We start from the raw sequence: 18,791 nt of genomic DNA, 5'->3' as shown, positions 1-18,791 counted from the left end.
CGTAACAGCCCGGCTATCAAGGTTCCGTTGTCCCTGCGCACGCAAAAACGGCCACGCCGAGGGACCGGCGTGGCCCGAAAGTCGTGCTGGGGAGCCCCGACGTTGGATCAGTGCACGGAGTCGCCTCTGCCGGCGCGTGCACCATCCGTGGCTGTGATCAGCTTCTTGTTGTTGTGCGTGCATCCATCCGCCGTGAATGGCGGAGGCGAATCACTGGTGCGGTTCGTCATCGCGGCGTGCAGCTCCCTGCGCTATGCCGTGCGTATCCCTCGCTCGTCGTCGAAGCCACGATGCGGCACAGCATGAATCCACGGCATGGGCCTGTGGTCATGCCGTGCCGTCGGTCATGGGCGACTTTCGGGCTATGACGCAGCGCGCATAGGAATGCCCTGCCGGGCACGCTAAGTTCGAGGTTCGGTAACGCAATCGCCACGGGGAGGCGGGGAATGCGGGACGGGTGCGATGTGGTCGTGGTGGGAGCCGGCCTCGCAGGGCTGGCGGCCGCCACGGAGCTGGCCGAGGCCGGCAAGCGTGTGCGGGTGCTGGATCAGGAACCGGAACAGAGCCTGGGGGGACAGGCGTTCTGGTCGTTCGGGGGACTTTTTTTCGTCGACTCGCCGGAACAGCGGCGCATGGGCGTGCGCGATACGCACGCGCTGGCGCTGGCCGACTGGATGGGCACGGCAGCGTTCGATCGCGCTGAAGACTACTGGCCGCGCCGCTGGGCGGAGGCCTATGTGGATTTCGCCGCCGGCGAAAAGCGCGCGTGGCTGCATGCGATGGGCATGCGCTGGTTTCCCGTGGTGGGCTGGGCCGAACGCGGCGGGCACGGCTCGGTCGGGCACGGCAATTCCGTGCCGCGCTTCCACGTGACCTGGGGCACCGGCCCCGGCGTGATCGAACCGTTCGTGCGTCGCGCGCGCGCGGCGGAAGCCAAGGGGCTTCTGCAGTTCGATTTTCGCCATCGCGTGGACGAACTGATCGTGGAAGGCGGCGCCGTGGTCGGCGTGCGCGGCAACGTACTCGCGCCCGACGGCATGGAGCGCGGCAAGCCCAGTTCGCGCGACGTGCTGCACGGCTTCGAGCAGCGCGCGCAGGCGGTGATCGTGGCCTCGGGCGGCATCGGCGGCAACCACGCGCTGGTCCGCCAGAATTGGCCCGAACGCCTGGGCCCGCCGCCCGCGCACATGCTCTGCGGCGTGCCCGCGCACGTGGACGGCCGCATGCTGGGCATCAGCGAAACCGCGGGCGCGCACCTGATCAACCGCGACCGCATGTGGCATTATGTGGAGGGCATCGAAAACTGGAATCCGATCTGGCCCAAGCATGCGATCCGCATACTTCCCGGCCCTTCGTCGTTCTGGTTCGACGCCACCGGCAACCGCCTGCCCGGCCCTCTGTGGCCGGGCTTCGACACGCTGGGCACGCTGGAACACCTGCGCCGCACCGGGCATGACTACAGCTGGTTCATCCTCGATCAGCAGATCATCCGCCGCGAGTTCGCGCTGTCCGGCTCGGAGCAGAACCCCGACCTCACCGGCAAGAGCTGGCGCCAGGTGGCCAAGCGCGCGGTCGGCAAGAGCGCGCCCGCGCCGGTGGAAGCGTTCAAGCAGCATGGCCGCGACTTCATCGTGCGCGACACGCTGGAGGAACTGGTCGCCGGCATGAACGCGCTCGCGGGCAACAGCCTGCTCGATGTCGCGCACATCCGCCGCGAAATCGAGGCGCGCGACCGCCAGTTCGACAACGCGTTCGCCAAGGACAGCCAGGTCATGGCCATCCACAACGCGCGTCGCTATCGCGGCGACCGGCTGGTGCGCGTGGCCAAGCCGCATCGACTGCTCGATCCGGCGAACGGGCCGCTGATCGGCGTGCGCCTGAACATCCTCACGCGCAAGACGCTGGGCGGGCTGGAAACCGATCTCGACGCACGCGTGCTCGGCCACAACGGGCAGCCCTTGCCGGGCCTCTACGCCGCCGGTGAAGCTGCCGGCTTCGGCGGCGGCGGCCTGCATGGCTATCGCGCGCTGGAAGGCAGTTTTCTCGGCGGCTGCCTGTTCTCGGGACGCATCGCCGGGCGCGCCGCGGCGAAGGCCGTCGCATGAGCGCGCATGCCCTGCCCCGCATCGCCATCTACGGCGCGGGCAGCGTGGGGGGCTACCTCGCGGCCCGGCTGCACGAACATGCGCGCATCACCTGCATCGGACGCCGCCGCGTGATCGATGCGTGGCGCATCCACGGCGGGCTGGACTGGAGCGACCTGCAAGGCGCGCACGAACACGTGGCCACGCGCGACCTGGAACTGCAGGTGGATCCCTTCGCCGCGGCCAAGGCGCATCTGGTGCTGGTCACGGTGAAATCGGCGGCCACGGAAACCGTGGCGAAGGAACTGGCGTCCGTCATCGCGCCCGGCGTGCCGGTGGTGAGCTTCCAGAACGGCCTGCATAACGCGGCCGCGCTGCGCGACGCGCTGCCGGGCCATCCGGTGCTCGCCGGCATGGTGCCGTTCAACGTGCTGCAACGCGTTCCCGGGGATTTCCACCAGGGTTCCAGCGGCGAACTGATGGTGGAGACGCACGAGGCGCTCAAGGCCTTCCTTCCCGTGTTCGAAGCCTCCGGCCTGCCGCTGATGCCGCGCGCCGACATGCCCGCCGTGCTGGCGGCCAAGCTGTTGCTCAACCTCAACAACGCCATCAATGCGCTGTCCAACGTACCGCTGAAGGAAGAGCTTTCGCAGCGCGACTGGCGGCGCTGCCTCGCCATGGCACAGCGCGAAGCGCTCGCGGTGTTCGCCGCCGCCGACATTCACCCCGCCAAGCTCACGCCGCTGCCACCGCAATGGCTGCCGCGCGTGCTGGACATGCCGGACACCTGGTTCCGCCGCCTTGCCTCGCGCCTGCTGGCGATCGATCCGGTGGCCCGCTCATCGATGTGGGAAGACCTGGAGCGCGGACGCCCCACCGAAGTCGATGCGATCAACGGCGAAGTCGTGCGCCTGGCCGAGCAACATCATGTGGCCGCACCCGTGAATGCGCGGCTCGTGGCCTTGCTGCATGAAGCCGAGCAGTCGCGGCGAAGCTGGACCGCGCAGCAACTGCTGGCCGAACTGCAGGCGGCTGGGCCGTAGCGTCTACTCGTCCGCCGCGCCGTATAGCTCGCGCCGGACGCTGCGCAGCGAAAAACTTTCCCACACGGCCACCACGAAAAGAATCGCCGTGGTCGCCGTCGCCAGCGTCATGATCGTCATGCTGCGCGCCGGCCACAGCAGCGCCACCAGCAAGCCCAGCCCGGCCAGATGCGACAAGGGCAGGTTGGTCTGGTTCACCGTCTGCTTGAACCATGCGTTGCCTAGCAGGTAGAGCGCCGGGCCGCCGAGCAGCACGGCCACCTGTGCCGTCTCGGCCACGGCATGCGGATGCGCCAGGCTCAGCTCGTCGCCCACCGCGCTCACGATGATGCCGGCGACGATCAGCAGATGCAGGTAGGTATAGGCGATGCGCGCCGTGCGTCCCGGGTCGGCCGAGTGCCGGATTGCGCGGCTGCCGCGCTCCGCGCCGATGTCGAAATAGATCCACCACATCGCCACGCAACCCACGAACGCGATGATGAAGGCGAGCCACAGATCCGGCGTGCGCGCGCTGTCGGCAAAGCTGCTGCCCATCACCACCACGGATTCGCCCAGCGCGATGATCACGAACAGGCTGCAGCGCTCCGCCATGTGGCCGCCTTCCACGTCCCACTCGCTGGTGGACGATCGCCCCAGTCCCGGCACGTAGAAGAACGCCGCCGGCCCGAGATATTCGATGCCCAGCGCCACCGCCCACCAGGCCAGCCGTACTTCGCCGTCGGCGAAGGCGCCGACGATCCACAGCACGCCCGTGACCGCCAGCCAGGTGGTGATGCGGTAGAAGTTGAATCGCGCCGCGCGGCTCGCGCGACGCAGCGCCCACACCATGAACAACGAACGCCCCACCTGCATGGATACGTAGGCCAGGGCAAAGACCTTGGCGCGTCCGTCGAAGGCCTCCGGCAGCGCCGTGGACAGCAGCAACCCGCCGAACATCAGCACCAGCACCAGCAGGCGCACGGCGAGCCGCTCGGGATCCAGCCAGTTGGTGATCCAGCCGGTGAAGATCCACACCCACCACACGGCCAGGAACAGCAGCAGCACGTGCACCGCGCCCATCACGGACAGGTCGTGCAACAAGGTGTGCGACAGCTGCGTCACCGCATAGACGAACACCAGATCGAAGAACAGCTCGATATTGGTGACCTTGCCGTGCCCACCAGGCTCGCGAGGGCGCAGCAAAGTGGGCGCGTGCGGTGGCGCCGGCGTGGTCGCTTCGGACATGGTCGATCTCCCTGACATCGCGCGTTTTATCGCACGATCGACCGGCGGCCCGCCATCTCGATCAACGGCCATCATCGCGGATGGCGGTGACCTTGCCATCCGCGACGACGATGGTCACGAGCCGGTTACCCTGACGGTACTGCCACTGCTGGCCACCGCCCGAAGAGCTCTTGCCGCCCTTCTTCCGTCCCGAAGGCTTGCCCGCATCGGACTTGGCCGAGCTGCGATACGCCGGCTTCCCGAGAAGCTCGATGACCCGAGAGGCGCTGTCGCCCACCACCAGTACCTGGCTGCCCACGCGCAGGGTTCCGCCGCCTGCATGCGCGGCGCACGCAAGCGCCAGCAGGACCATACCGAGACATCGACGCATCGCCTGTTCCCTTCCTTTGCGCATCACGCGCGGAAAGGTCACCTTACCGAGGCGACGCAGCGCGCCGCATGCGCCCCGGAGCGCGGCGACGTGTCAGCGATGCACGACGGATGGCGTCATTCGGCAAGCAGGGCCTTGCGGGCGCTCAGCGTGAGCGATCGGCGATGTCCGACACCTTGCCTTGCATGATGGTGATGATCACCACGCGCCCGTCGTCGCGCACGTACTGCCAGCGCTCGCCCTGGTAGCCGCCGTAGTCGCTTTGGACCGGCTCCTTGAAATCGGGCTTGCCCATCAGCTGCATGGCGCGCGCGGCGCTGTCGCCGACGGTGAGCACTTCGCTGCCCACGCGATACGTGCTGCCCGCATAGGCGGAGGCGCTCAAAAACAGCAGGGTGATAAGTAGATAGCGGCGCATGATGAACTCCGTGTCGTCGATAACGCTCAGAAACCGGACCCCGGCGTGGCCAGATAAGCCTGCTCCGCAGGCGTATCGGCGCGGCCGAGGATGGCGTTGCGGTGGGGAAACCTGCCGAAGCGGTCTATCACATCGTGGTGGCGGCGGGCGTAATCAAGGAAATCCTGGAAGCGTGCGCGCGCCGCGGTCGGCTGGCTCGCCACCAGGCGCTCGAACAGGCCCACGCAGTGGCGCTGCAGCACGCTGCTTTCCGCGTGTTCCAGCGGCATGTAGGCGAAGATGCGCCGCAGCGGCGGCAGTTGCAGGTCGAACCCGCGCGCGATCCCGTCCAGCGCGATCACCTGCGTCGCCGGGTCGTCCGACCAGGCGCGGGCATCGTCGCGGTAAAGATTGCGGCTGAACTGGTCGCGGACGATCAGCAGCGCCAGCCAGCCGGCGGGGTTCTGCGCCCAGTGATCCAGGTCACCGCGCCGTGCGGCTTCCAGCGTCGGGCCGAAGCGCTCGCGAACGGTGGCGTCGAACGCATCGCTGCGCTCGAACCAGTGCGCTTCGGAAGCACTGTCGAACCAGAAATCCAGCACGTCCGTGGGGGTCGACGGCACATGCGCTCCTTGTCGGTGAGACGACCGATCATCCGTGGGTGGTGCCGGCCAGGCAGTGCATATCCTTGTGGATGCCGTGCAGGCGCGACAACTGGACTCTCAGCACACGCGCCGATTCGCCCGAGGCCTGCGCCAGCTCCTGCTCGAAACAGTTCAGCAGCGCGCATTCGTTGCGGGCCAGGTAGTGCACCCAGGCCGAGTCGCGGTTGGCGGCCATGCCCGTGATCATGTCCGCCAGCACGCTGCGCACCACCCCAGCGGGCGTGCGGTGGGTGGCCGGCGTGCGGCCGGCCGCGCGTTCCTGTGCCTGCAGGTCGCTGATGAGCCTGTCCAGGGTCTGCAGATTCTCGGCCAGCAGCGCCTGCAAACCGGGCTCACGCACCTGCGACAGGGCCCGTCGGTACAGGTCCCGGTCGTCGATGCCCCGACGAATGAGGGCGTTGTAATGCGTTACCCGCGACACGAAGTCGCCTCCTGCAAGGCCTGAAAAGGATGGCGGGTGCCATCCTCATCCTTCGCCACTTAGCAGAAGGTTAATCGCGGGCGAAGGCGAGACTCATGCTCAGCCGAGGTTTTACTGCGTTACTTCAAGCAGATTCAGCGGTTGGCCACCGGCGCCGCGGATGCCCTGCTGCAATTCCGCCAGGCGCTGCACGGCCGGGCACAGGGCCTGCACCTGCGGGGAAAGCGCCTGCATGCGCCGCTCCAGGCGGGGGCGCAGCTGGGTGGCGAGATCCGCGGCGGTGTCGCGCAGGCTGGCGGCGGCCTGCAGGTCGCCAGTCATGGCGGCGTTCATGGCCTGCTGGCCCAGGTCGTTGGCGATCAGCGGCATCAGGTCGGAGGCCAGCTGGTTGGCGTACTGGTCGGCGAGATTGCCCTGCCAATCGTGCGTGCTGTTGCTGGCGGCCAGGCGCTGCTTGAGCTCGGCGGCGCGGGAAGCCACGCGCTGGTCCACCTGCGTGCGCGTAGCGGGATCCAGCGACAGGCGCGCCGTTTCGTCGTGCATGGCGGCGACCAGCATGTCCACGCCGTTGGCGGCAACGGCCTTCACGCGCGGCACCAGTGCACGCAGGTCGCGCTCGAACAGCGCGAGCCGGTCCTGGTCATCCGGGCGTACCGACACCGTGGTGCCATCGGTGCGCAAGGCGCCATCGCGCAGTTCGACCTGGCGCGGCAACGGTTGCGGCCGATCGAACAGCAGGCGATCCGGCGTCACCGTCAGGTCGTAGCTGCTGGTGGCGTGGCAGGTGGTGGCCAGATCCTGCGCGTGCAGCGCAGCGCTGGCGAGCGGAAGGATCAAGACGGCGACAAGACGGCGCAGACGCATGGAAAAACCCGGGACGGACGATGCCGCAGCGATAACCCGCCACGCGGCAACCGGACCTGAATCAACCCGCTCTCGCCGGCTCAACGCAGTTTGCGGAACTGCGAGCGTATCTGCGGACGCCCCAGCCACCACGCGAGCCACAGCAGCACCGGCGCCCCCGCGATCTTCACGCCCATGGCAATGAGGAAGCTGCGGTGCATGTGGGCCAGCGCCAGCTGCGAGGCCGTATCGAGCGACGACTGCGCATTGGTCGCCGCCACCGCCTGGCTGAATTCGCGCCACTGCCCAAACAGCATCACGCCGCCGACCAGCCCCCAGCCCACGGCCAGCAGCACGCAGGCCATCTGCAGGGCGGCGCGCGCCCAGGCCTGGCGGAGGATGGTGCCGGCGCAGATCACCACCAACGCGAAGGCGCCGATGAAATACAGCACGTCCCACGCCAGCATCTTCTGCAACTGCGCGATGTCGCCCGTGTCCGTGGCCGGCAGCGGTTTCAGCGCGCTCCAAAGTTGCGACGCGTGCGCCATGTATTGCAGGCAGCCGTAGGCGGCCAGCAACAGGATCAGCCACACGATGATGCGCCAGAAGGCGAAACCGCCGTGGCGGCCATGGTCATTGCGAAGGGTCAGCGGCATCAGGAGGCGGCCTTCAGCGAAGCGAGGTCGGCCAGCACCTGGGCCGAGTTCTTTTCCGGGTCCACGTCCGGGTAGACCTTGGCGATCCTGTCCTGCGGATCGATCAGGAAGGTGGTGCGGCGCGCGTACTTGAAGCCGAGCTTGGAGGCGAGCACGCCATAGGCCTGCGCCGTGCGGCTGTCGGCGTCGGACAGCAGCGGGAACGGCACGTGGTACTTGGCGGCGAACTCGGCATGCGACTTCACGTCGTCCAGGCTCACGCCCAGCACGTCGGCGCCTTGCTGGCGCAGCTTGGCCACGTCATCGCGGAAGGTGCAGACCTCGGTGGTGCAGCCGGGCGTGAAGTCCTTCGGATAGAAATACAACACCACCCAGCGGCCCCGGTGATCGGCCGGCACATGCCATTTGCCGTTCTGATCCTGCAGGCGGAAATCGGGGGCGGGCTGCCCGACCTTGGGCAAGGCGGCCGCGGGTTCGTCCGCAAGGGCCGGGACGCATACCCCGAGCAGAAGGCTCAGCAAGCAAAGAAACCACAGGCGACGCATCGCGACACTCCAACCAGATAACCCGCAGAGTGTACGCGTACCCAAACAAAGGGCGCCATGCGGCGCCCTTTGTGTCGTGCGGCAACGCGAGGATTACTCGCGAGTGATGGAGAACGCACCCACCGACACGCCCAGGTTCACGCCTTCGCCGCTGCCATGCAGCGCCAGCGACGTGGTGCCCTTGGACAGCACCTGCGCCTCGCCGCTCTTGACCACGCCGGCTTCGGCGCCGGCCTGCGCATAATCGCCGAACACGTCGTCGATGCTGCGAACGTGGGTAATGTCGCCCTTGCCGTTGTCGATGCGGTACTTGCCGGCCGTGATGCCGCCGCCGTTGACGGTGATCTTCACCCTGGCCTTCTGGCCGTTGCTGCACACCACCGTGCCGCTGCCCGAGGCGTGCTTGTAGATGAGCGACCAGCCGGAGATGCTGAAGCTCAGGTCGCACTTCACTTCCGCTTCGGCTGCCCGGGCCGGGGCCACGGGGGCTGCCGTCATGGCTCCCGCGCAGGCCAGCACCAGAGCCGCCATACCGAACGTACGCTTGATCATCACCGTCTCCTTGTCTCGAATGGGAACCCGGATCGCCGGCCATGCGGCGGCGGTCCTCAGTGGCGACCATCCTCGGCAGTCGCCGTGAACGCAGCGTGGATTCGGCCGAAAAGTTCCTTAACGGCCCGTCGCCCGAGCTTCGTCCAGCGCCCGGAAAAGCAAATCCCCGCAGCCAGTTGCGCCTGCCTGCAAGCATGGCGGCGAAAGGCGGTGGAACGACACGCCCCGTGGCGCATGCCCTTGGCGAGGATTACGCTGGAGGCGTCATCCGCAGGCCAGGTTCGCGGCCGGGCACCATCGAACGCCCCCTTCCGCGCCTGCCCGCCAAGAGGTCACGCATGCTCAAGTATTCGCTGGTCGGTTATGACGGTTCTCCCACCTCGCAGCGCGCGGTGCGTTTTGCCTTGGAACTGGCGCAGGCCACGGGCGGCCGCGTCCGCGTGGTGTCGGTCTTGCAGGTCACCGAGGGAAGCGCGGATACCTGCGCATTGATGATGACAGACCAGGGCGGCTCCCGCTGTTCCCGCCTGCTCGAGGAAGTGAAGCTGCTCGTGCCGAACTCGGCCGCGCTGATCGATGCGGAAGTCGTGCGCGGCAGCCCCGGCGACATCCTGCTCGAACAGGTGCGCCGGCATAACGTGGACCATGTGGTGATCGGCCACACCGAACGCGGCGCCCTTGCGCGCTGGCTGCTTGGCTCGGTCTCGGGCGAAGTGCTCGAACGCGCCCACGTGCCCGTCACCGTGGTGCGCTGAGCGCGCCGGCGCCTTACCCTGCGCAGCCTAAGTCGGCGCGGGTTAATCCCCTGGCGCCACCTCTCGTCGTATGCTGTCACATGATCGTCATGCCAGGCTGACGCCGTGCCACGCGTCGCGCCAGCCCTATGGCCCCCGCACAGGAATGCCCGCGTGAGCTATGCCCAATCGTTGCCCTGGACCTTGGAAAGCCTGGATTTCAGCCGTATCGACATCCCACGAGTGCGCCAGAACGAGGACCTCTTCTTCCTGCTGTGCAGTGCCTCGTTCGTCGAGAGCGGCTCGGACCTGTACACCCACAACCTGGTCGACCACTTCGCCGGCGACGAAACCCTGCAGACCTGGCTCAGCCAGCACTGGGAGCACGAAGAACTGCAGCACGGCCGCGCCCTCGCCGCCTACGTGAAAGCGGTGTGGCCCGAGTTCGACTGGGACAAGGGCTTCGCGTCGTTCTGGTCCGAGTACGGCGCCGTGTGCACCGCCGAACAGCTGGAATCCAGCCGCGGCCTGGAACTGGCCGCCCGCTGCGTGGTGGAAACCGGCACCGCAAGCCTCTATCGCGCGCTCAACGACATCACCGACGAACCGGTACTCAAGCAGCTCACAGGCCACATCAAGAGCGATGAAGTGCGCCACTACAAGAACTTCTACCAGCACTTCCGCCTGTATCGCGAACGCGAAGGCTTCAGCCGCTACAAGGTATTCCGCGCCATCCTGCGCCGAGTGAACGAGATCCGTAGCGAGGACAGCGACATCGCCCTGCGCCACGTGTTCAACCAGTGCTATCCGGATCAGAAGGACAACGACGCGGAATTCAAGCGTGTCACCGGCCGCGCGCAGGACCTGCTGCGGCGGAATATCCCGGCAGAGATGACGGTGAAGATGCTGCTGAAGCCGCTGGAGTTGCCGCCGCGATTGCAGAATGCGATGGAGAAGCCGCTGGCGAAGTTGGCGGAGAGGTTGTTTCTCAACTGAGTGAGGCTTGGCGGTCGCGCTGTGGGATGGCTGCCTTTGCGGCATGGCCATTTTTTGGTGGCGTTGCCACCTTACGGTGGTGGTGAGGACTCAATCTAGCCTCACGGCTTCATAAGTACCGTCATTCCTGCGAAGGCAGGAATCCAGTGACTTTGCGCTCGGTTGTCGCGTGGAGTGTGGTTCGCTCTTTTCTAGCGCTTCCGTGACCGGGCCGCCTACGCGGCGGGCGTTTCGATCGTCTGCCGACGCTCGAGTCACTTTTCTTTTGCTGGCCCAAAAGAAAAGTAACCCAAAGAAAATGGCCTTTAGAGCCAACGCCGGTAGCATTCCGTAGGGATAAGCCCGAACGCTTGAGGTGCGTTGTGGCTTGGCAACCTTCGCCGCTACACAGCGGGTACTTCGGAGCGCTTCGCAACGCGCCGTGGCGCAGAGGGCTTAAAGCAGCGTGCGCTACGCTTCCCGATCGCTGAGGCTAGGTAAAAGGGACGCTACGCTTCCCGACCCGCGAGGAGAACTCGCCATCTCGCGGCAAGCCATTCCCGTAGCGCGCCGCTCAACTTCCTCAGCACGTTCCAACGCGGCACTTCACTCCGGCCTTTGGAGCCGATTCCAATTTCGCGTGTATGCCCATTTCTCCTCACCGTCATCTCCGCGAAAGCGGGAGGCGCTTCATCAACAGCCGAATGGCTGGTCATCCAGCGACTTTATTCGCTGCGAGAAGGCTTAAAGACACTGGATCCCCGCTTTCGCGGGGATGACGGTGAGGGAACCGGTGTCGCTCCGGAGATTTTGAACAAGCTCCAAGACAGGCGCTGCGCGCCTGCCACGACGCAATGTGCCGCGCAGCGGCACGAGCCGTCGGCTCTCGCTCTTGATCTTCCGGGTCCCCGTATGAGGCGGCGGGCGGGTGGAGGAATAGCCCGCAGGGTGGCTCGCAAGGATGCGAGCCAGTTTGGCGTCAGGGCAGGATGCCCTGTCGACAAACCCCGTAACCCGACCGCGGACCTATCGGGCTTCAGCCCGATAGGCGCCGATTCCGGGGGGCCCTTCTCTTTGGTTACTTTCTCTTGGGCAAGCAAGAGAAAGTGACCCGGCCTCCGGCAGGAGGCCGGAACGCCCGCCGCGCAGGCGGCCAGGTCGCGCTAGCGCTAGAAAAAGAGCCAACCACACTTCACGCGACAACCCAGCACAAAGTCACTGATCCCGGCCTACGCCGGGATGACGGCTGAAGAATGAAACGGTGAGGCTAGATTGACCCCTCACCCCAACCCTCTCCCCAAAAGGGGAGAGGGAGCAAAAGCTGTGGCCCGCGGCGGACTGTCCGAACTCCCAACCACCTGACTTCACGGCGACTACAAAGCGGCCCCGCCACACGCGGCCCAAACCCCCATCACGACAAAACCAACCCACCCACAACCATCACTTCGCCGGCCGCGCCGCCTCCTCCACCTCACGCGGCTTGCCCTGCTGCGGCGAATCCAGCTTCTTCAAATCCACCGGCCGAATCTGCTTGATGAAGCACGGCGCATCCCCTGGCCCCGTGAGCACGCGGTCGAACTTCACCGACACCTCGCTGGCACTGGACGTCAGGCCGATGTGGTTGGTGAATTCCAGATTGCGGCAGCGGCCGTCGAGGTCGATCAGCCAGGCCTCGTTCGAGCGCGTATAGACGGCCAATTGCTGGTCGCTGAGCGGCTCCCACGACCACAGGCTGAAATAGCGGAAGCTGTTGACCGGGGCGCCGGCGGCAGCGGCATAGGCCTGCTGGCGCGCTTCCATGCGGGCGGTGTAGTCCTTGCCTACGCGCGTGCACCCGGCAAGGGCGGCGATCACCGCGACAGCGGCGAGAAGGTGTTTGACTGCCATGATCTACATCTCCGTAAGTGCTGGGCGTACCAACGCATGAGGCTCGCGTGCGTGGACGTTATTTCTTCTTGGCCGGCGACTTGGACACCGCCTGCCACTTGGACGGGTCGAAGCCGCCTGTTTCGAACAGCAGGGTCTGCTTCTTCTCGCCGTCCTGCAGGGTCACGTCCATGGTGATCTTCTTGGCCTTCTCCAACTGGGCGATGAAGCCCTTGTCGTCCTTGAACAGCAATGCGGGCTCGCCGGTGGTCGGTGCGAAGGCGGCGATCGTGCCTGGCTTGCCGTCGAACGTGGCCTTGATCGAACACACACCCTTGCACACGAAACCGTGCGGACCGCCGTTGAACAGGAAGGCGTTCTGCCCCCATTCGGTATGTCGGCGCAGCACCAGCCGCACACGCTCCTCGCCCGCGGGCTGGCTGGTGTAGATGGTGGCGGTGGACTGCGTGCCGCCGGCCATCGGCGACACCTGGTACAGCCACAAACCGGCCAGGCGGTTCTTCTCGCTGTTTTCCTTGTAGCGCTGCTCGATGGCCGGCAGGCTCTGCTGTACTTCCTTGGCCGCATCGCTGTTGGGGTAGCGGCTGAGGATTTCCTTGCCCATGGTCACCGCCATCTCGTCGTTGCCGATGCGCTGGAGCTGGCGATAGGTGTTGAGCTTGTCGGCGGAATCGTCCGCAGGCGCCTCTGCCTGCTGCGGCGCCTGCGCCTGGTCGCCGGACTGGGAACAGCCCGCGAGCGCAAGCAGAGTGGCGAGAGTGCTGGCGGCAAGGCTTAGGCGCTGTTTCATGGACGGGTTCCTGTGGCGGATAGGCGGTAAGAGTGGAACGAGGGCAAGCCGGGGCGCAACCGTCCCGCCTTTCGCTGCAACAAGGCTATGCGTTGACGGGGACATCGCCGAAGCGTTCGCGCAGCTGGTTGCGGAAGCGGCGGCTGCACGGCAGCGTGGCGCCATCGCGCATGGTGAGGCGGGCGTCGCCGGTATCCAGCGGTTCGATTTCCGCGAGATAGTCGAGGTTCACCAGATAGCTGCGATGCACGCGCACGAAGCGCGTCGGGTCCAGGCGATCTTCGATGCCGGCCATGGTGGCGCGCAGCGGGTAGTCGCGGCCGCGCACGTGCAGGTTCACGTAGTTGCCCGAGGCCTGCAGCCACTCGATCTCGCGCGCCGCCACCAGGAACTCCTTGCCCAGCTTGCGCACCAGAAAGCGCTCCGGGCGATCCACCGGCTCCACCGGCGGGCCTTCGTCCGGTTCTGCCAGCAGGCTGGCCTCGCCCTGCAGGCGCAGCACGAGCAGGCGGTAGCCGCCGATCAGGCCAAGGAACAGGAAGTAGGTGCGGACGTCCTTCAGGTACTCGTAGCCCAGCTGCCGCAGCCAGTCGTCACCGAAGTGGTACTGCCAGCCGAGAAGAACGCGGTAGGCCACGATGCGCAGCACGATCATCAGTCCCACGTGCGCCAGGCAGAACGGCACGCTGAGCGCGAGATGGATCTTCAGGTTCTGCCGCCAGTTGCCGAAGCGCAGCGTCCAGCGACGGCTGGCCCACACCACGAAGGGCACCAGCGCCAGGACGACCAGGCTGCTGGTGGCTTCCCATATCCACGGCTCGATGTTCTCGGCCCGGTGCGTGCGGTAGGTATCGTCGAACCACGCGACGACGCCGTTGAACACGGTGTTGACCGTCATCATGACGACCCAGAAGCCGATCTCGAAAGGTCGGCGCCAGCGTTGGAAACGGGCGAAGTCGAAGGCCGGCTGGGTGCTCATGCAGGGATTCTACGTGGAGCGGCGGCCGAACCCGCCCTTTTCGTCCCTGGCAGGTCGCCACTCGTCCCTGTTTCCCGTCAATCAATCACTTAGCGGGCGACCCGAGGGCTGGCGCGGCGGAGCATGCACGGCACTTTCCCACGGAGTTGCGCTCATGAACCGCCGCCACGACATCGACGCCCTGCGCGTGCTGGCCTTCGGCCTGCTGATCCTCTACCACCTGGGCATGCTTTACGTGGGGCCGGTCAGCGACTGGACCTTCCACCTCAAGAGCAGCCATATCAGCGAGTGGCTGCAGTACCCCATGCTCGCCTCCAACTTCTGGCGCATGGACCTGCTGTTCCTGATTTCCGGCATGGCGGTGCACTTCCTGCGGGGACGGCTGACCCTGCCGGCGCTGGCCTGGAAACGCACGGCGCGCCTGATGCTGCCGCTGCTGTTCGGCATGGCCGTAGTCGTTCCCATCCAGCCGTATGTCCAGGGCGTGGCGAACGGGCTGGTGCAGCCGGGCTTCGGGCATTTTCTGCTGCGCTACTACACGGGCGGGCCGTGGCCGGCCGGCGCCTTCGACGGCTGGCAGTTCGGCGTGACCTGGAACCACCTGTGGTACTTGCCGTACGTATGGATCTACACGCTGGCCTTGATCGCACTGCTGCCCGCGCTGGAATCGCCGTGGGGACAGCGCGCCATCGCCGCCGTCCATCGCCTGCGCGGCTGGCCGCTGCTGCTACTGCCCGCGCTGCCGCTATTTGCGTACAACCTGCTGCTGGCGGCGCGTTTTCCGCAGAACCACGCGCTGTTCCACGATTGGTACGCCCATGCCGGCTACGCCACGATGTTCCTCTACGGTTATGCCATCGGCACGCATCCGGGTCTGTGGCAGGAACTGGCGCGCTTGCGTCACCGTTCGCTGGGCATGGCGCTCTTCTGCTTTGGCACCTTTGTGGTGATGGATCGCCTGGGCGATGTGCTCGGCATGAGCGGCTGGCCCGCCTCCGTGCACGCGGCCTATTACCTGTGCGAGCGTGCGCTGCGCTTCTTCTATATGTGGAGCGCGATTGCCGCCGTGCTGGGCTGGGGGCACCAGTACCTCAACCGGCCGTTCCGCTGGCTCCCGTATGCGCGCGAGGCCGTGTTCCCGTGGTACATCCTGCATCAGAGCGTGATGCTCGCCTTTGCCTATTGGCTGATTCCGCTGAAGCTGGGGCCGGTACTGGAGCCGTCGCTGATGCTGCTGGGAACGGTCGTCGGCTGCGCCGTGCTGCATGAGTTCGTGATACGCCGCACGCGCAGGCTGCGGCCGCTGTTCGGGCTCGATACGGTGCTGCGTAAGGCGCGGGTCGGATCGACGTTCGCGGGACAGATCCAGCAGGCGTGAGCCTTTCGGGTCACCGGCCCCACGACGACGCACAAAATCTCGCCTAAACGCCTATATCCCTCACCGTCATTCCGGCGAAGGCCGGAATCCAGCGACTTTACGCATTGCGAAAAGGCTTAAAGGCACTGGATTCCGGCTTTCGCCGGAATGACGGTGAGGGACATAGGCGCCCGCGCGAGATTCTGGAAGGATCCTCAGGTCTCGCTGCCCAGCGTGGAATCCAGGTGCTCGACGCGATGGATGTCGCCCAGCCACACATAGCAACTCCACATGGGCGCATCGGGACGTTCCAGGCGAACCACGCCATTGATGCCCTCCCGCTCCTCGCCATCGCGAAAGACCTGCACGTTCGGCCGTTCGCAGACCACGCCGTCATAGCTGGTGCCGTCCCTGAGCTGCAGCACCACGTGGCCGTTGGTGGGCAGCTGATCGACCAGATCCTCGATGCGGCGAATGCCCGCCGCATCGGTGTAAACGCGTTCGGCAAACTGTCCCATGCTTCACCTCGTTGCCCGGTGGGATGGTTTCCACCGTAGGGCGCGCAGCGGCAAGGCGCGATCACATCCGCGTGAAGCGGCAGTGCTTTGCGTGAAGGCTTCAGCTGCCGATAATGGAGGCGTCCCTGCAAGGATCCCCACATGCCGCCCTCTCCCGCGCAAGATCCCGCGGATTCGCTGCGCTCACACCCTGCGTTCGTGCAGTTCTGGTTCGCCCGCATCTGCTCGGGCTTCGGTTTCCAGATGTTGTCGGTGGCTGTCGGCTGGCAGATCTATGCGATCACGGGCCGCGCGCTGGATCTTGGCCTGATCGGCCTCGTGCAGTTCTTTCCGTCCGTGATGCTGGCTCTGCCCGCTGGGCACGTCGCCGATCAGTTCGAGCGCCGCCGCATCGTGATGCTCGGGCAGATCGTGGACATGCTGGCCATCGCGGTGCTCGCCGCGATCAGCCTGATGCATCTGGCGCACGAGGCAATCATCCTCGCGCTGGTGTTCGTCATCGGCGTGGCCAAGGCCTTCGAATTTCCCGCACTGCAGTCGATGCTGCCGGCACTGGTGCCGACCAAGGTATTGCCGCGCGCCATGGCCGCGAGCGCCTCGGCGGGACAGGCCGCGATGATCATGGGCCCGGCCGTCGGCGGCCTGCTCTATGTCGCCGGGCCTGGCACGGTGTACACGGTGTGCGCGGTGCTGTATCTGATCGCCGTGCTGCTGATGGCGCACCTGCGCTACGAGCAGGCTCAGCCCAGGCGCGAGCCGGCGACCTTGAAGACGCTGTTCGCCGGCGTGCATTTCATCCGCCAGCGCCCCGATGTGCTCGGCGTGATTTCGCTGGACCTGTTCGCCGTGCTGCTGGGCGGCGCGACGGCGCTGCTGCCCATCTTTGCGAAAGACATCCTGCACACCGGCCCGTGGGGCCTGGGCCTGCTGCGCGCGGCGCCGGCCGTGGGCGCCTTGCTGATGTCGCTGTGGCTGGCGCGCCACAGCATGGAGCGGCGCGTGGGGCCGATCATGTTCGCCTCGGTGGCCGGTTTCGGCGTGGCCACGCTGGTGTTCGCCGTGTCCAAGGTGCTGTGGCTTTCGCTCATCGCGCTGTTCGCGCTCGGTGCCTTCGACATGGTGAGCATGGTGATCCGTGGCGCGCTGGTGCAGTTGGATACGCCCGACGACATGCGCGGCCGAGTCAGCGCGGTGAACGCCATTTTCATCAACACGTCGAACCAGCTGGGCGAGTTCGAATCCGGCCTGCTCGCGGCCTGGATGGGCGCGATCAATGCCACGCTGATCGGCGGCATCGGCACGCTGGTCGTGGTCGGGCTGTGGATGGCCATGTTCCCCTCGCTGCGCCGGCGGCAAAGCCTGCGGGCGGAGCCGCCGGTGGTCGAGCCCGCGGGCGCCGATACGATCTAGTCATCCTGGCGATGGCGCAGCCGGCGATTGACGCGCATCAAGGTCGACGGCATGGCGGCCGCTAGCATGGGGCCATTTCCCAGCGTACCCATGCCATGAACGTGGACATCGCGATCGTCGGCGCCGGCCCTGCCGGACTTTGCCTGGCCCGATCGCTCGCCGATACCGGCCTCAGCATCCTGGTGATCGAGCAGCAGGCGCAGCAGACCTTGCAGGAGCCGTCGTTCGACGGCCGCGAGATTGCGTTGACGCCTCGCTCGGTGCGCATCCTGAAGGAGCTCGGCATCTGGCAGCGGCTGGGGCCCGCTGACATCGCTCCGCTACGCAGCGCGCGCGTACTCAATGGCACCGTGGCGCGGGGTCTCCATGTCGTCCCGACACACGGCGACGAAGCGGAGCTGGGCTTCCTCGTTCCCAACGACCGGATACGGCGCGCGGCGTATGCCAGCGTCGAACAGGAACCACGCATCACCCTGGCTTGCGGCATCACGGTCGAGCAGCTCGCCCTGGACGGCCCGCTGGCGCGGCTGTCGCTGTCGAACGGCGCTGAGGTGAGCGCGCAACTGGTCATCGCGGCGGACAGCCGGTTCTCCAAGCTGCGGCGCGATGCCGGCATCGCCGCCGACATGCACGACTTCGGCAAGACCATGCTGGTCTGCCGCATGGCGCTGGAGAAGCCGCACCATGGCGAAGCCCTGGAGTGGTTCGGCCACGCGCAGACCCTGGCCGTGCTGCCGCTGCGCAACGACGAGGCGTCCATCGTGGTGACGCTGCCACCCGATGAGATGCGACGTCTCATGGCGATGGACGATGACGCCTTCAACGCTGAGATGCGCCGCCGCTTTAATCACCGCTTCGGCGACATGCGGCTCGTCTCGACGCGGCATACCTATCCGCTGGTGGGCGTGTATGCGCGGCGCTTCATGGCCCGGCGCTTCGCCCTCGTCGGCGATGCCGCGGTGGGCATGCATCCGGTGACGGCGCACGGTTTCAATCTCGGCCTGCGCGGCGTGCAGACGCTGGCCGCGCTGATCTGTCGGGCGAACAGCAGCGGGAGAGACATCGCCTCGGTCGATCTGCTGCGCAGCTATCAACGCATGCACCGCCGCGCCACTTGGCCGCTGTATGCCGCGACCGGAGCCATCGTCGCCATGTACACCGACGACCGCCCTATCGCGCGCCACGCCCGCGCGGCCTTGCTGCACGCCAGCCAGGCCCTGCCGCCGGTTCGGCATGCCATTGCGCATGCGCTTGCCGCAGACGACCACCGCCGTTTCAGACTGCGCCGACATCGCAGCTGAACAGTCCGCGCCATTATTTACGCACCGCTCACACCGCCGC

20 protein-coding genes are annotated in these 18,791 nt (G+C 66.5%); 7 read left to right on the top strand and 13 right to left on the bottom strand.

What is annotated here, in order from left to right; genetic code table 11:
• The first annotated feature begins 446 nt into the window (after positions 1–446).
• Together BDW41_RS06370 and BDW41_RS06365 are read left to right on the top strand one after the other, a co-directional pair.
• The gene (locus BDW41_RS06370; protein ID WP_074545131.1) at positions 447–2,105 is read left to right on the top strand and encodes an FAD-binding dehydrogenase; all 1,659 of its coding nucleotides are present in this window, start codon (positions 447–449) and stop codon (positions 2,103–2,105) included.
• Complete coding sequence (locus BDW41_RS06365; protein ID WP_199535293.1) at positions 2,102–3,127, top strand: 2-dehydropantoate 2-reductase; 1,026 nt, start codon at positions 2,102–2,104, stop codon at positions 3,125–3,127. Before BDW41_RS06370 ends, BDW41_RS06365 begins: the two co-directional genes overlap by 4 nt.
• 3 nt (positions 3,128–3,130) lie before the next feature.
• Here BDW41_RS06365 and BDW41_RS06360 read toward each other — a convergent pair whose 3' ends face one another.
• From BDW41_RS06360 to BDW41_RS06320, 9 genes are all read right to left on the bottom strand, one after another.
• Complete coding sequence (locus BDW41_RS06360) at positions 3,131–4,351, bottom strand: low temperature requirement protein A (protein ID WP_074545136.1); 1,221 nt, start codon at positions 4,349–4,351, stop codon at positions 3,131–3,133.
• Between the two features lie 61 nt (positions 4,352–4,412).
• The gene (locus tag BDW41_RS06355; RefSeq protein WP_158536982.1) at positions 4,413–4,703 is read right to left on the bottom strand and encodes a DUF2845 domain-containing protein; all 291 of its coding nucleotides are present in this window, start codon (positions 4,701–4,703) and stop codon (positions 4,413–4,415) included.
• A gap of 163 nt (positions 4,704–4,866) precedes the next feature.
• Positions 4,867–5,139 (bottom strand): DUF2845 domain-containing protein, encoded by a 273-nt coding sequence (locus BDW41_RS06350; protein ID WP_074545143.1) that lies wholly within the window; start codon positions 5,137–5,139, stop codon positions 4,867–4,869.
• A 26-nt stretch (positions 5,140–5,165) separates the two neighbouring features.
• Positions 5,166–5,741, bottom strand: coding sequence for a DUF924 family protein (locus tag BDW41_RS06345; RefSeq protein WP_074545148.1), 576 nt, complete (start codon positions 5,739–5,741; stop codon positions 5,166–5,168).
• Positions 5,742–5,769: 28 nt separating this feature from the next.
• Positions 5,770–6,204: a DUF2383 domain-containing protein gene (locus BDW41_RS06340; protein ID WP_074545152.1), complete on the bottom strand. Its 435-nt coding sequence runs from the start codon at positions 6,202–6,204 to the stop codon at positions 5,770–5,772.
• 111 nt (positions 6,205–6,315) lie between these two features.
• Positions 6,316–7,068 carry a DUF2884 family protein gene (locus tag BDW41_RS06335; protein WP_074545155.1) on the bottom strand — a complete coding sequence of 251 codons (753 nt, stop codon included), beginning with the start codon at positions 7,066–7,068 and terminating at the stop codon, positions 6,316–6,318.
• An 80-nt stretch (positions 7,069–7,148) separates the two neighbouring features.
• Positions 7,149–7,703: a hypothetical protein gene (locus BDW41_RS06330; RefSeq protein ID WP_074545159.1), complete on the bottom strand. Its 555-nt coding sequence runs from the start codon at positions 7,701–7,703 to the stop codon at positions 7,149–7,151.
• Positions 7,703–8,248 carry a peroxiredoxin gene (locus BDW41_RS06325; RefSeq protein WP_074545163.1) on the bottom strand — a complete coding sequence of 182 codons (546 nt, stop codon included), beginning with the start codon at positions 8,246–8,248 and terminating at the stop codon, positions 7,703–7,705. Before BDW41_RS06325 ends, BDW41_RS06330 begins: the two co-directional genes overlap by 1 nt.
• A 93-nt stretch (positions 8,249–8,341) precedes the next feature.
• A complete protein-coding gene (locus BDW41_RS06320; RefSeq protein ID WP_074545167.1) occupies positions 8,342–8,800 on the bottom strand; it encodes a hypothetical protein in 459 nt (152 codons plus the stop codon).
• A gap of 338 nt (positions 8,801–9,138) precedes the next feature.
• Here BDW41_RS06320 and BDW41_RS06315 point away from each other — a divergent pair, with 338 nt between their 5' ends.
• On the top strand, positions 9,139–9,555 hold the full coding sequence (locus BDW41_RS06315) for a universal stress protein (RefSeq protein ID WP_074545172.1): 417 nt from the start codon (positions 9,139–9,141) through the stop codon (positions 9,553–9,555).
• Between the two features lie 153 nt (positions 9,556–9,708).
• Positions 9,709–10,530: a ferritin-like domain-containing protein gene (locus BDW41_RS06310; protein WP_074545176.1), complete on the top strand. Its 822-nt coding sequence runs from the start codon at positions 9,709–9,711 to the stop codon at positions 10,528–10,530.
• A 1,419-nt stretch (positions 10,531–11,949) separates the two neighbouring features.
• Here BDW41_RS06310 and BDW41_RS06305 read toward each other — a convergent pair.
• From BDW41_RS06305 to BDW41_RS06295, 3 genes are all read right to left on the bottom strand, one after another.
• Entirely contained in the window at positions 11,950–12,396 is a 447-nt protein-coding gene (locus BDW41_RS06305; protein WP_074545180.1) for a DUF6491 family protein, read from the bottom strand.
• A gap of 58 nt (positions 12,397–12,454) precedes the next feature.
• A complete protein-coding gene (locus tag BDW41_RS06300; protein ID WP_074545185.1) occupies positions 12,455–13,186 on the bottom strand; it encodes a hypothetical protein in 732 nt (243 codons plus the stop codon).
• 85 nt (positions 13,187–13,271) lie between these two features.
• On the bottom strand, positions 13,272–14,165 hold the full coding sequence (locus tag BDW41_RS06295; protein ID WP_074545190.1) for a LytTR family DNA-binding domain-containing protein: 894 nt from the start codon (positions 14,163–14,165) through the stop codon (positions 13,272–13,274).
• Between the two features lie 154 nt (positions 14,166–14,319).
• Here BDW41_RS06295 and BDW41_RS06290 point away from each other — a divergent pair, with 154 nt between their 5' ends.
• Positions 14,320–15,543: an acyltransferase gene (locus BDW41_RS06290; RefSeq protein WP_074545194.1), complete on the top strand. Its 1,224-nt coding sequence runs from the start codon at positions 14,320–14,322 to the stop codon at positions 15,541–15,543.
• 194 nt (positions 15,544–15,737) lie between these two features.
• Here BDW41_RS06290 and BDW41_RS06285 read toward each other — a convergent pair whose 3' ends face one another.
• The gene (locus BDW41_RS06285) at positions 15,738–16,040 is read right to left on the bottom strand and encodes a DUF3247 family protein (RefSeq protein ID WP_074545198.1); all 303 of its coding nucleotides are present in this window, start codon (positions 16,038–16,040) and stop codon (positions 15,738–15,740) included.
• Positions 16,041–16,181: 141 nt separating this feature from the next.
• Here BDW41_RS06285 and BDW41_RS06280 point away from each other — a divergent pair, with 141 nt between their 5' ends.
• On the top strand, positions 16,182–17,450 hold the full coding sequence (locus BDW41_RS06280; RefSeq protein ID WP_074545201.1) for an MFS transporter: 1,269 nt from the start codon (positions 16,182–16,184) through the stop codon (positions 17,448–17,450).
• Between the two features lie 95 nt (positions 17,451–17,545).
• Complete coding sequence (gene ubiM / locus BDW41_RS06275; RefSeq protein ID WP_074545206.1) at positions 17,546–18,751, top strand: 5-demethoxyubiquinol-8 5-hydroxylase UbiM; 1,206 nt, start codon at positions 17,546–17,548, stop codon at positions 18,749–18,751.
• Positions 18,752–18,791: the final 40 nt, after the last annotated feature.

It is taken from the genome of Dyella sp. AtDHG13 (assembly GCF_003201105.1).
Taxonomy (GTDB): Bacteria; Pseudomonadota; Gammaproteobacteria; order Xanthomonadales; family Rhodanobacteraceae; genus Dyella; species Dyella jiangningensis_B.
Note: the sequence above shows the minus strand (reverse complement) of the source record. Positions and strands in the feature narration are given on the sequence as shown.

Bases quoted from the DNA above. Each gene is read 5' to 3' on its own strand.
- BDW41_RS06315 (WP_074545172.1), top strand. From the start codon at position 9,139: ATGCTCAAGTATTCGCTGGTCGGTTATGACGGTTCTCCCACCTCGCAG.
- BDW41_RS06285 (WP_074545198.1), bottom strand. From the start codon at position 16,040: ATGGGACAGTTTGCCGAACGCGTTTACACCGATGCGGCGGGCATTCGC.
- BDW41_RS06325 (WP_074545163.1), bottom strand. From the start codon at position 8,248: ATGCGTCGCCTGTGGTTTCTTTGCTTGCTGAGCCTTCTGCTCGGGGTA.
- BDW41_RS06295 (WP_074545190.1), bottom strand. From the start codon at position 14,165: ATGAGCACCCAGCCGGCCTTCGACTTCGCCCGTTTCCAACGCTGGCGC.
- ubiM (WP_074545206.1), top strand. From the start codon at position 17,546: ATGAACGTGGACATCGCGATCGTCGGCGCCGGCCCTGCCGGACTTTGC.
- BDW41_RS06350 (WP_074545143.1), bottom strand. From the start codon at position 5,139: ATGCGCCGCTATCTACTTATCACCCTGCTGTTTTTGAGCGCCTCCGCC.
- BDW41_RS06320 (WP_074545167.1), bottom strand. From the start codon at position 8,800: ATGATCAAGCGTACGTTCGGTATGGCGGCTCTGGTGCTGGCCTGCGCG.
- BDW41_RS06365 (WP_199535293.1), top strand. From the start codon at position 2,102: ATGAGCGCGCATGCCCTGCCCCGCATCGCCATCTACGGCGCGGGCAGC.
- BDW41_RS06290 (WP_074545194.1), top strand. From the start codon at position 14,320: ATGAACCGCCGCCACGACATCGACGCCCTGCGCGTGCTGGCCTTCGGC.
- BDW41_RS06370 (WP_074545131.1), top strand. From the start codon at position 447: ATGCGGGACGGGTGCGATGTGGTCGTGGTGGGAGCCGGCCTCGCAGGG.
- BDW41_RS06280 (WP_074545201.1), top strand. From the start codon at position 16,182: ATGCCGCCCTCTCCCGCGCAAGATCCCGCGGATTCGCTGCGCTCACAC.
- BDW41_RS06300 (WP_074545185.1), bottom strand. From the start codon at position 13,186: ATGAAACAGCGCCTAAGCCTTGCCGCCAGCACTCTCGCCACTCTGCTT.
- BDW41_RS06330 (WP_074545159.1), bottom strand. From the start codon at position 7,703: ATGCCGCTGACCCTTCGCAATGACCATGGCCGCCACGGCGGTTTCGCC.
- BDW41_RS06355 (WP_158536982.1), bottom strand. From the start codon at position 4,703: ATGGTCCTGCTGGCGCTTGCGTGCGCCGCGCATGCAGGCGGCGGAACC.
- BDW41_RS06305 (WP_074545180.1), bottom strand. From the start codon at position 12,396: ATGGCAGTCAAACACCTTCTCGCCGCTGTCGCGGTGATCGCCGCCCTT.
- BDW41_RS06360 (WP_074545136.1), bottom strand. From the start codon at position 4,351: ATGTCCGAAGCGACCACGCCGGCGCCACCGCACGCGCCCACTTTGCTG.
- BDW41_RS06335 (WP_074545155.1), bottom strand. From the start codon at position 7,068: ATGCGTCTGCGCCGTCTTGTCGCCGTCTTGATCCTTCCGCTCGCCAGC.